The organism is Arenibaculum sp., from assembly GCF_035998295.1.
GTDB lineage: Bacteria > Pseudomonadota > Alphaproteobacteria > Azospirillales > Azospirillaceae > DASYHS01.
Genome location: NZ_DASYHS010000261.1, coordinates 39,980 through 49,814 on the forward strand (window position 1 = coordinate 39,980; position 9,835 = coordinate 49,814).

A 9,835-nucleotide genomic window follows, 5' to 3' on the forward strand; every position below is an offset into this window, starting at 1 on the left:
CGTGGGGCGCCTGGACGGCCCGGTGCTCCCGCTGCAGGGGCTGACCCGTCATGGCGGCAGCGGCGCCGGCGGGAACTTCGCTCCCGTCTGCGCCGTTCCTTTCCAGCGTCTCGGTCCCCTCATTGCCCCGCGGCGTTTCAAGGACGTCGGACGCGTGGCGCCCAGCGCGCCCGAGCCGGAACCCGCGATGGCCATCCTTGCCGTCGGCACGGGCATCGAAGATGCCGGCCATGCCGAGGAGGCGACAAGACGGTAGGCGAGGATGAGCATGGCTCGCTTCTATCGGCGCTCGACTTCGCCCGGAGCCGGGATCCCGGTCGTGTTGACCTTGGCCGGTTCGAGTGCCGGGATCATCCTCATTCGTCGATACGTGCTCCGTTGGGATGTCGCTGATCACTCCCCTCGAATAGCCTACGGCCGAACTGCATTTGAGGTAAATATCAGAAAATGATAAGCATCTCGTGTCCGAAGGTCTCCCATGAGGCTCCCGCGATAGCCGCCGGCCGTGAGGGGCGCTCGGCGGGCCTCCAGGTGAGATATCTGTCCAGGCGCCTCCTGCGCCAGCGGGCACCGCCCGGGTTCCTGCCTGCAGCGCCGGCCAATGCCTTCGTGCCGCGCGCCCGCGCCAAGGGCCGAGGAGAGCGCCGGAACGGCTCCAGACGACGGCCGTCGAAGGGCTCGCTCAACCGGGTCGGGCGAGACAGAGCAGCAAGTTCATGCCGGGAAGGCGCACATGTTGCGGGGCGTGCTCCGCGAGCACCTTCGCGGCAAGGTCCGCGACCTGCCGCGCGGGGAAGCCGTCTTCGAGCCATTCGGTGAGGCGGCGTGCCCGGCCCGACTTACGGTACGGCCGGAGTTCGTCGAGAACCGCCCTTTCGATCGCCCTCGGATTCAGCAGCGTGGCGATCGGATGGAAGACCACGTTTCGCTCCCTGAAGACCGAGCAATAGTCCCGGTAGCGTCTGGCAAGATCTTTCGCATGCCCGAACTTGCAGTTCTCCGGGTTCACGGTGATGCACAGGTGGGCTATGCGCCTGTCGTTCCGGTTGACGGATATCCTCTGTTTGTTCTTCAGGGTGACGATGTACAGTCCTGGTGTGGAGGGCACGTTCGGTCGCGTCATTGTTCCTCTCGGTTCGTCAAGGACGGCGCGGGGAATGTGGCGGAGGGCTGGTCGCGATCTCCTGGCGCCTCAGACGGGATGCGGAATCTCGGTTCGCCCGGCCCGGCAGTGGTCGGATGGAACAGCATCTCGGGCCAGGACACCGAACAATGCATGCTTGGCACGTATGCCGACAAGCGAGCATCGAATGCATGCTTTGGCCTCCCGACGGCGGTCAGGAGGTCGCTGCCGGGTGGCGCCTCGTGCGCGGCGCGTGCGGGAACCTTGGCGGAGTTCAGGAGGTGCAGGAGCGTCCGTCGAGGGTGAACTCGCTCAGGGTGCGATAGAAGTGGGCGTCCTCCGGGCTGTCGCCGTACTCGCGATTGTGGACATTGATCGGCTAGAATAGCCGGTTTCACTGCAGGTCCGTGACGGTGGCCTTGTTGTTCCGGATCGTCGCCTCCGGCAGCCGCGCCAGCTGCTCGAACCTGTCCCCGTCGGGATTGAAAAGATCCGGGCGCACGAGCTGCATGAGCACGCAGAACCCAAAGTCCTTTGGGATCGATGGCGCGGCTCAGTCCATAAGGGTGACGTCGTCCTTGAGGCGGTCGAAGTCCAGGCCGGATCCGCGATAGGTATGGCCGGCCAGGAAACGGCCGTGTTCCGCCTCGGCCGCCGGAATGGCGTGCACGGTCACCTGCCATCCGGCTCCGACGGCCGCAACCGCCCCCTCCGCAGGCGCGCGGTCGGACGGGTGGAATACTCGGACCTCGGTTCCAGGAGGCAAGGCCACTCCGCCGTGGAACAGCACGTCCAGGTCGCCGTCGCCGATACCGCGCAGCAGGTCGCGGCATTCGACACAATCGTGAGCCGCGGGAATGCGAAGCCCATCGCGAAGCCGACCGTCCAGAGGGCCCTCATCAGGTCCTGGCTTTCTTCATCGTATGCCCAAGTCGCCGACCCTATGAAGTGCTAGCCTGTCACTTCAATTCAGGATAAATGATTTATGATATTCATAGTAGATTCATTATAGATGCGGGATGTTCATGTTCCTAATTTGTCTGCCAACCGTTGCTTTCTTCCTGTTCTGTGTCGCGTTCCTAAAAAAAACGAGACAAGGACTTAGTACTACAGCTGGGGATCACAGGTCTGAGCTCGCCGTTTCCAATGGGATCGTCGGGCACGTTCTGATGGCGTCTTCGCCACCACGACCACGTGATAACGGCGGCGGGCGCGGGGTGTGCCGGAGCGACGAGGCCGACGAGCAGGCGGCGGATCTCCGGCACGGTGAGCGGCAGGAATTCGGCCCGCAGATCGGTCGGCTCCTCTCCCCCCGATGGCCGCCGCTCGCACGACGGTCAGGAAGGCCAGGGCAAACAGCGCGAGCGTGACGTGGCGGTGCCACGCCGTCCAGGTGCGCACCTCGTACTGGTCCAGCCCGACCTCGCCCTTGGCCGCCTCGAAGCAGGATTCGATGGTCCAGCGCGTGCCCGCAATCCGCACCAGTTCCGCCACCGGGGTCCCGTCCGGCGCGAAGGTGAGATAGTAGGTCAGCTTGTCCGGCTGGCTGATCGAGCGGCGGACCAGAAGACCCCGGCTCCAGCCCTCCCGCATCGACGGATAGGCCTTGTGGGCCCAGTCGTACAGGCGGGGTCCCTTGGCGCCGTCTCCGGCGCTCAGCCGCATCCAGTCCGTCGCCTGGATCCGCGCCGCCGTGCGGTCCTTGACGGTGTCGAAGCCCATCGGCGCGCGTTGCTTGCTGGTCACCGCCACGACGTAGCCGAGCGGCAGGCGCTCCAGCCACAGGCGCAGCAGGTAGTCCCCGCCGTACACGCTGTCGGCTGTCACCCAGGCACACGGCAGGCCCGCCGCGACGGCCCGCTCCAGCATGGCGCGCCCGAGCTTCGGCTTGGTCGCGAAGGTGATGTCCTCCGGGATCCCGGCCGCCCGCCGGCGCGCCTCGTCCGCCGTCCAGTCCTCGGGCAGGTAGAGCGCCCGGTCCACCAGCACCCGGCCATGGCGGCTGGCGTAGCCCAGGAACACGGCGACCTGGCAGTTCTCGATGCGGCCGGCGGTGCCGGAATACTGGCGCTTCACGCCGACCGAGCGGCAGCCCTTCTTGAGGAAGCCGGTCTCGTCGAGGACCAGGACGGCGCCTTGATCGCCGAGATGGTCCCCGACGTAGGCCAGCAGGTCGTCGCGTACGGCATCGGCGTCCCAGCGCATGCGCGTCAGGAAGTCGTGCACGGCGGCCGGCGAGCGGTCGCCCGCAGCCTCGGCGAGGTGCCAGCCGTTCTTGCGCTCGAGCGGCGCCAGCAGGCCACGCAGGTAGCTCCCCGCCCGGCGGCGCGCCTCGACACGCCGGAACCGCTGCGCGATCCCCTCGACCAGCGCGTCCAAGGCATCGCCCCAGCTTTGCGCCACGGCAATCGTTGTCATGCTCGGACCCTCTCATCGGATCCTAGCTCAACAACTCTCGCCGCCCGCATTCCCGCTCAAAAACCCAGCTGTAGTATTAGCAGCGGTCAAGAAGCCACATCCCATCTTTCGCCGAGGAGGGAAGCCAGCGATGCCAAGCCCTGAGGCAGGTCCGTACCTCCCGTAGTCAGGCCCAGGTACGTCGCAGCCCGGGTGGCCCCGACATAGAGATACTTGTCGAAAAGCTGCGGATGGTCCGCGGCGAGCGTGTCGACACCGACGAAGAACACGGCCTCGAACTCGAGGCCCTTGATATGCTGTACGTCGAACACCCGCACGTCGTTGTCCTGGCCGATCACCTGCCCGTTGGGACAGGCCACCGCGCGGATGTTCATGTCCGCCAGGGCCTCGTTAAGGCATTCGGCCATCTGGTGGACCTCGCCCTCGCCGTTGACGAGGACGGCGACCGACGGCAGCTGACGCACGGAGACCTCAATCTCGGCGATCCTCCGCGCGAGCCATGCGGCGACGGAGGGGTGGTCGGGCAGGTTCCTGCCGAGCACCGGCATGACGCCCTCGTTGTCGACGTGCTCGGGCAAGGTCGCCCCGCCATCCCCCGAGGTCGCGACGATCCGTCGCGCGAAGTCGTTCAGTTGTCGGCTCTGGCGATAGGCCACCGTGATGGCCTTCACGTCGATGCCTGGGCAAGCCCATCGCACTTGCTCGACGGACCGGCTTCCCCACGCCGTGACCCGCTGGTTGAAGTCGCCGCAGGCGAAGAACGAGTCGATCCCTGGGACAGACAGCCCCGCCATGCAGGCCAGCTGGACCGGCGAGAAGTCCGCCACCTCGTCCACCAGGATCTGGTTTTTGTACAACGTCCCCAGGGCTCGCAAGGCCTCATAGGCCGGCGCCTCGATGTCGCGGACGATGCGGCGTTCGCGGGCCAGCGCCTCCGCTGAGCTCAGGACCGACAGGATGATCACGTCCGCCTCCAGCGGGTCGAGGTCACCGGGGTTGAAGCCGTCCGCCTTGTACCAGCGGCCCTCGGACTGGCGGAGCCGCCGGTAACGGCGGTATCGGGCCGGGATACCGCCCAGGTACTTCTGCACGGGATTGGCGAAGCGCCGGGCGAGTCCCTGGACGACCAGGCTCTCCCCCATGTCGAGGAGCTCAAGCTCGGTCGGGACACAGTCGCCGAGCCACTCCAGGATCCGGCCATTGCGCGAGGCCTTTCCAACGGCCCTCTTCTGGACCTGCGCCCGCGCCAGGGCGCGGATAGCCTGGCCATAGGCGGCCATTGCGGCGCCGCGTCCGGCCTTGGGCTGGGGCGCGTCCTCCTCCTCGTCGATCTCCTCGTCCGCCTCCTCTCCCTCGCCGCTCAGGGTGTCGAGGACATCGGCAAGCCGGTCGACGAACGTCCTGTCTCGGTTGACCTGCAGGTTCAGCGACGCGCGGATGGCCTTGTCGGTGCCCGCCTTGAGGCCGCCGACGAAGGACTGGATCTCGCCGCCGGCCGCCACGAGTTCGGCCAGCGTCGCCGACCCTGATCCTCGGCCGACTCCCTCCAGGGCCGCGGACAGCTTGCGTCCCAGTGCCGCCGCGCCCTTGTCGGCGTTCTCGACCAAGGCTCGCGCCGTGGCGCGGCGCTCGTCCCAGAAGGCGGTGGCCTGCCACGAGTCGAAGTCGGAGAACCAGTTGATTTGGTCTTCGAGAGTGCCCGGCGAGAGATGGGAGGCCGACTCTCTAAAAACGAAGGGACCACCGCCGTTCGTGGTGCGCAGGACGCTCAGCGTATTGCGCGCGACCTCCCGGCGGTACTCCGCCCAGGTCCTGATGCGGTGGTCCGAGGCGGGGATGTCCTCGCGCGCGAAGGCTTCCTTCACGTACTGCTTGAGGAGTTCGGTGGGCGTGAACATGAGCCAGCTCTGGGCATGCTGGATGCCCCCGGGGCGTTCGGCGACCTCCACGGCGCCGGCCTCGGCCTCGTCCAGGGAAGTCCGGTCCAGCTTCTGGCCGAGGCGCCGGATGAGGGTCGTGGTCTTGCCGGTGCCGGGCGGTCCTAGGATCAGGAGCCGGCTCCCGAGCGGCAGCCTGAAGATTTCGTCCTGGTAGCGGTCGAGGATGGGCTGGTCGCGCAGTCCCATCTTCGTGATGAGCGCGCGGCGAATTCCCTCCCGGAGGTTGGAGGCTTCAGCCTCTTCAGCCAGCAGCTGCCCGACCAGGTCCAGCCCGGCCTCCCCGTCCAGGCCCAGCAGCTTCCGCAGGGAGTCCACCGTGAAGGGACCATCCCCGTCGGCCTCGAACACGGTCCCCACGGAGTCCCAGTCGGAGTCCGTCCTCCTCGGCCGAAGCCGCGTCCGCTCGACAACCTCGACCACCTCCTCGCCACCGGGCAGCCACACGGTGGTCTCGCACCCCACGGGCAACGCCGCCAACCGGCCGACGGGAGCGCGGTAGCTCGCGAGCAAGGCACCGTTGTGGCTGGACCCGACCGGCGTCCCGCGCGAAATGTAGTAGGTGCGCTTCTCCCCGTCCTCGTCCAAGACGACGACGCGCGCGATGGCCGGCTCCTCCCTGAGCTTGAGGAGGTCCCTCCTGGTCTCCTCCGACGTCCGATGCAGGTGCCGCATGGCATCGTTCGAGGTCAGGCTGCTCGGATTCGCGAGGACTACCTCGTCCACTCCTCTGTGGCCGTCGAGCCTCGCCCCGGCGGTCGCGGCCACCCGCTCGAACAGGCCCAGTGCGTCCTGGGCGACGGCTTCGATACGGTCCCGCGCATTCTGCGAAATCGTCATGTGTCCTCACTGCCAAGCCGGAGACGTGGGGCGGCGCACCGCCGCACGGCGCTCTTTAACACTTTAGATAGCCGATACCGGCGATCCGAAAGAAGCCTTCGAAGGCGCTGGTCGGGTCCCGACCAGCCCAGCCCACACATGCTCCAGCCAGAGCGGATCCTGGGCGTCGAGCGCGCGCCAGAAGAGGGCGCCGTCATCTCGCTGTAAGGTCACCAGTGCATGGTCGATGCGTCCGCGCGCCAGCACATCCTCACCGCCACCGGCGCACTCGGCCATGCGGCGCAGACGGTCCTGCAACGCCGCGACCATGATGGGGATCCATCGCCAAGCCTCCTCCGGCGCGGTGCGGAGGCCGCGCGGCGGGGCCAGGCTCGAGCCGAGGATCCAGTGCAGCAGCGGCAGGGGCAGCCGGTCCGGCTCCACCGTCACGATGCCCCAGACGAGCGCGAACCGGCGCGCCTCGTCGGAGAGCCTCGATCCGCTGACGAACACGCGGTGCAGCGGACGGCGGCAAAGTCGGGGATCCCCGCCCAGCAGGAAGTCCAGGCCCTTCTGGTTGAAGACCATCAGGTCCGTCTTGGAGACCGGGCTGGACAGGTGCTTCAACTCCACGTGGACCGTGACGTCGGGCGCGACGAACACGGCGTCGCTCTCATGGGAGAACCCTGACGCCGTGGCCGCCCCCCGGAGCGTCCTCGACCCTGCCCGCTCGTCCAGGGGCAGGCCCGACCGCTCACAGGCGCGATAGAAGGCGTTCTCGAACGCCCTGCCTCGAGTCGGACCGGTGAGGGTGCTCCCATCCCAGTACCTGGCGAGCGCGAAGCAGTTCAAGGGGAGCGCATAGAGCAGGGGGTGAAGCCGCCCGTCGCGCCGGACCGCGAAGTGGTCGATCATGACGCCTCCTGCTGCTTCTTGGTGATTCGGATGAGGCCGATCTGGCGGTCCCCCAGCACGAGTGGGTCCTCGTGCAGGGGCTTGTTGCGCGGGAAGTCCTTGGCGATCTCGTAGACGTCGGAGCCGTTGTAGTGTTCGGCGAACAGCCGGTCGAACACGCCCGGGGAGCACCGGTGCTCGAAGCAGAAGGAGGCGCGCAGCTCCCATGCCAGCACCACGCTGGGGCGCCCCAATTCCCTCATCTGCAAGTACACCCTATGGACTCGGTCCAGGAACCCATCCCTGAGCGTCGCCAGCCCGTTCTCGAAGCGCACGCCCTCGATCGCTCGCCCGTCGGTCGAGAGGACCAGGGTCGCGGTCTCGAAGGTCACCCATGCGTCGAAGCGCGGGTGCGCGGACGTGGCCCAGCAGATCTGAAACTCCCGGCCCATCGTCCAGAGCCGGCGAAGGGTGTTGTAGTCGAAGCCCAGACCGTGGGAGCGCAGGACGGCCGGCACGACGACCTCATTGAGTCGCGACAAGGCCTTCCGCGAGAACTCCGGGAAGGATTCCGTGGTCGCCGCGGTCCGGATCTGCTGGGCGAGAAGGGCCACGCCGGTCCTGATCTCGTCCTCCTCCGCCGACGTCAACGGCCGACCGAGGCGGCCGCTGACAGACGTGAGGAGTCCCTCGGGCTCGAAAGTGCCGCGCTCGATGTCCTCGGCGAAGAGACGGGTGGACTTGTACCTCGGGGAGAGGTGTTCCTCGATGCTCGAGATGATGGGCGTGAGGAAGGCACCGTCCTTGACCGCGGCCACGAAGCGGCGAAAGTAGGGATGGCTCGCGTGGAATGACCTGAGGAGGACCTCGTAGGCGCGGGCGCGATCGGAGCGGAGCAGGTCGGCGAGGTCCCTGCCACGTTCGGTGAGCGCGATCCGGGTGTGCATCTTGCTCTCGTAGGACTTGGCGTCTTTGGGAAGCGCGCCGACCTCGGCATAACCCTGCCGCCCGAGCTCGGCCGCCACGTCGCGGGCCACCGAGTAGTTGGCGAGCCGGGCCGTCACCCCGCGGCTCAGGTTGAGCTTCAGCCGTAGCTCCTCCAAGGTCGATGCCTGGCCGCGGCCCATTGCCTGGATGGAGAGCATCATGTCCTTGGCGCTGATGCGCGGGATGCTGTCGGTCTCCGGCATGGCCGCGGGATCACCGGACGGGATTGCTGACATCGTCTTCCTCCTCGTCGTCCACGACGCGGAACTGACCTGCCCCCGCGTCGATGAAGGGCTGGACGTAGGTGAGGTCGATGGTCTTGCGTCCATCCAGCTCCGCCTGGGTCAATATGGTGTTGAGCGTCTCGAGGAACCTGCGAGGGTTGCCGTCGACGCCGAGGCGCACCAACTCCAAGACGTCCTCGTTGAAGGGATGGAGCGGTGTCGGGGGTGACCGCCCCGCCGGCCGCTTCGCCGCCAGCAGCTCGGCGGTGAGATTGCGGGCGTGCGTCGGGGTGGACAGGCCCTTCAGGTCGACGATGCGGGGCTGGTTGATGGGCAAGGCATAGTCGAGGGAGGGAAGGTGCTCTGCCTGCCAGATCGGTTCCAGCTCTTGCTGGGCGTTGATGTGCATCTGGAACACGAAGGAGGCCATGTCCGCCGTCGGTGACGTCTGGCACATCGACTCCCGCAGGATGCGCACGTCCCGTCCCTGGCGGCGGGCCCACTTGGCGAAGTTCTCCACTTGATCCACGAAGTAGACCACGTGGGCGATGCCCGCCAAGCTGGCGAAGGCGTCGAAGACATGCACGAAGTGGAAGCCTAGAGACGCCTTGATCCGCGGCCCGATGCGCTCGCGCACGTAGTCCGCCAGCGCGTCGGTGTCGTCGTGGCAGAGCGCGTCGATGAACCCGGAGACCTGGCGCTGTGTGAGCTGGATGGGCAGGTTCCTGTAGCTCGACAGGGCTTGCACCAACGCCCTCTTGATGGTCTCGCCCTTGTAGGGGGCTGCCGCGCCCAGCCGGTCTGCGGCACGGCCGCGCAGCTCGCGGTGGACATTGTGCTCGCCATGCTCGCAGCGGAGGGCGAACACCACGCCTTCCAGCAAGGCGGCAGAGAAGGTCTTGATGTTCATGTTCTCCGCGAACCCGCAATAGCCCGCAATGAAGGGGTTCCCGGCGACGTCCTCGTCCTCGATGTCGAATCTCTTGAGCAGCGCCGCGCCGAAGTCCCTGTTCACCAGGCGACTCTCCTCGCACATCAGCATGGACTTCCCGAACCCACGCCCCTCACTGTCGCCCGTGTGGCTCGACCACACGGCCCCGATCGTCTGGCGCCTTTTGCGGTCGAGGGGCACGAGGAAGAACTTGCGATGGAATTCCTCGAGCTGCGCCCCGTACATCTCCCGCACGTACACGCCCGGGCTGTCGGGGTTGTAAATGTCGGCCACCCGGAACGGGGTGTCGGCCAAGCAGCAGTCGTCGAGCAGGAAATCTCTCTTGGTGCCTTTGCGGGCGAGCGCCATCGCGTGTCTCCATCCAGGGCGTGATCGGATCTGAGGTGATCATCCTCAAAGCAGGATGTAAATCCACGTTTTATTATGGCGAGAAGGAGTTTGTTCGGGCGAGAATCCATACGATCTAAGTCGTTGTGGGGGG

At 66.8% G+C, this 9,835-nt stretch carries 9 protein-coding genes; 1 reads left to right on the forward strand and 8 read right to left on the reverse strand.

What is annotated here, in order from left to right:
• The first annotated feature begins 22 nt into the window (after positions 1-22).
• Positions 23-256: a hypothetical protein gene (locus tag VGO20_RS24350; protein WP_327504988.1), complete on the forward strand. Its 234-nt coding sequence runs from the start codon at positions 23-25 to the stop codon at positions 254-256.
• Between the two features lie 426 nt (positions 257-682).
• Here the strand turns inward: VGO20_RS24350 and VGO20_RS24355 are convergent, their stop codons facing one another.
• The 8 genes from VGO20_RS24355 to VGO20_RS24390 form a co-directional block, all read right to left on the reverse strand.
• Positions 683-1,123: a GIY-YIG nuclease family protein gene (locus VGO20_RS24355; RefSeq protein WP_327504989.1), complete on the reverse strand. Its 441-nt coding sequence runs from the start codon at positions 1,121-1,123 to the stop codon at positions 683-685.
• Positions 1,124-1,517: 394 nt separating this feature from the next.
• A complete protein-coding gene (locus VGO20_RS24360; RefSeq protein WP_327504990.1) occupies positions 1,518-1,640 on the reverse strand; it encodes a hypothetical protein in 123 nt (40 codons plus the stop codon).
• Between the two features lie 36 nt (positions 1,641-1,676).
• A complete protein-coding gene (locus VGO20_RS24365; RefSeq protein WP_327504991.1) occupies positions 1,677-1,799 on the reverse strand; it encodes a hypothetical protein in 123 nt (40 codons plus the stop codon).
• A gap of 431 nt (positions 1,800-2,230) precedes the next feature.
• Entirely contained in the window at positions 2,231-3,541 is a 1,311-nt protein-coding gene (locus VGO20_RS24370; RefSeq protein ID WP_327504992.1) for an IS701 family transposase, read from the reverse strand.
• Between the two features lie 86 nt (positions 3,542-3,627).
• On the reverse strand, positions 3,628-6,318 hold the full coding sequence (locus VGO20_RS24375) for an ATP-binding domain-containing protein (RefSeq protein ID WP_327504993.1): 2,691 nt from the start codon (positions 6,316-6,318) through the stop codon (positions 3,628-3,630).
• A gap of 63 nt (positions 6,319-6,381) precedes the next feature.
• A complete protein-coding gene (locus VGO20_RS24380; RefSeq protein WP_327504994.1) occupies positions 6,382-7,212 on the reverse strand; it encodes a hypothetical protein in 831 nt (276 codons plus the stop codon).
• Positions 7,209-8,414, reverse strand: coding sequence for a hypothetical protein (locus VGO20_RS24385; RefSeq protein ID WP_327504995.1), 1,206 nt, complete (start codon positions 8,412-8,414; stop codon positions 7,209-7,211). Before VGO20_RS24385 ends, VGO20_RS24380 begins: the two co-directional genes overlap by 4 nt.
• Positions 8,392-9,702, reverse strand: coding sequence for a hypothetical protein (locus VGO20_RS24390; protein ID WP_327504996.1), 1,311 nt, complete (start codon positions 9,700-9,702; stop codon positions 8,392-8,394). The genes VGO20_RS24385 and VGO20_RS24390 overlap by 23 nt, the downstream gene beginning before the upstream one ends.
• Positions 9,703-9,835 lie beyond the last annotated feature (133 nt).

Bases quoted from the DNA above. Each gene is read 5' to 3' on its own strand.
- VGO20_RS24355 (WP_327504989.1), bottom strand. From the start codon at position 1,123: ATGACGCGACCGAACGTGCCCTCCACACCAGGACTGTACATCGTCACC.
- VGO20_RS24370 (WP_327504992.1), bottom strand. From the start codon at position 3,541: ATGACAACGATTGCCGTGGCGCAAAGCTGGGGCGATGCCTTGGACGCG.
- VGO20_RS24375 (WP_327504993.1), bottom strand. From the start codon at position 6,318: ATGACGATTTCGCAGAATGCGCGGGACCGTATCGAAGCCGTCGCCCAG.
- VGO20_RS24380 (WP_327504994.1), bottom strand. From the start codon at position 7,212: ATGATCGACCACTTCGCGGTCCGGCGCGACGGGCGGCTTCACCCCCTG.
- VGO20_RS24385 (WP_327504995.1), bottom strand. From the start codon at position 8,414: ATGTCAGCAATCCCGTCCGGTGATCCCGCGGCCATGCCGGAGACCGAC.
- VGO20_RS24390 (WP_327504996.1), bottom strand. From the start codon at position 9,702: ATGGCGCTCGCCCGCAAAGGCACCAAGAGAGATTTCCTGCTCGACGAC.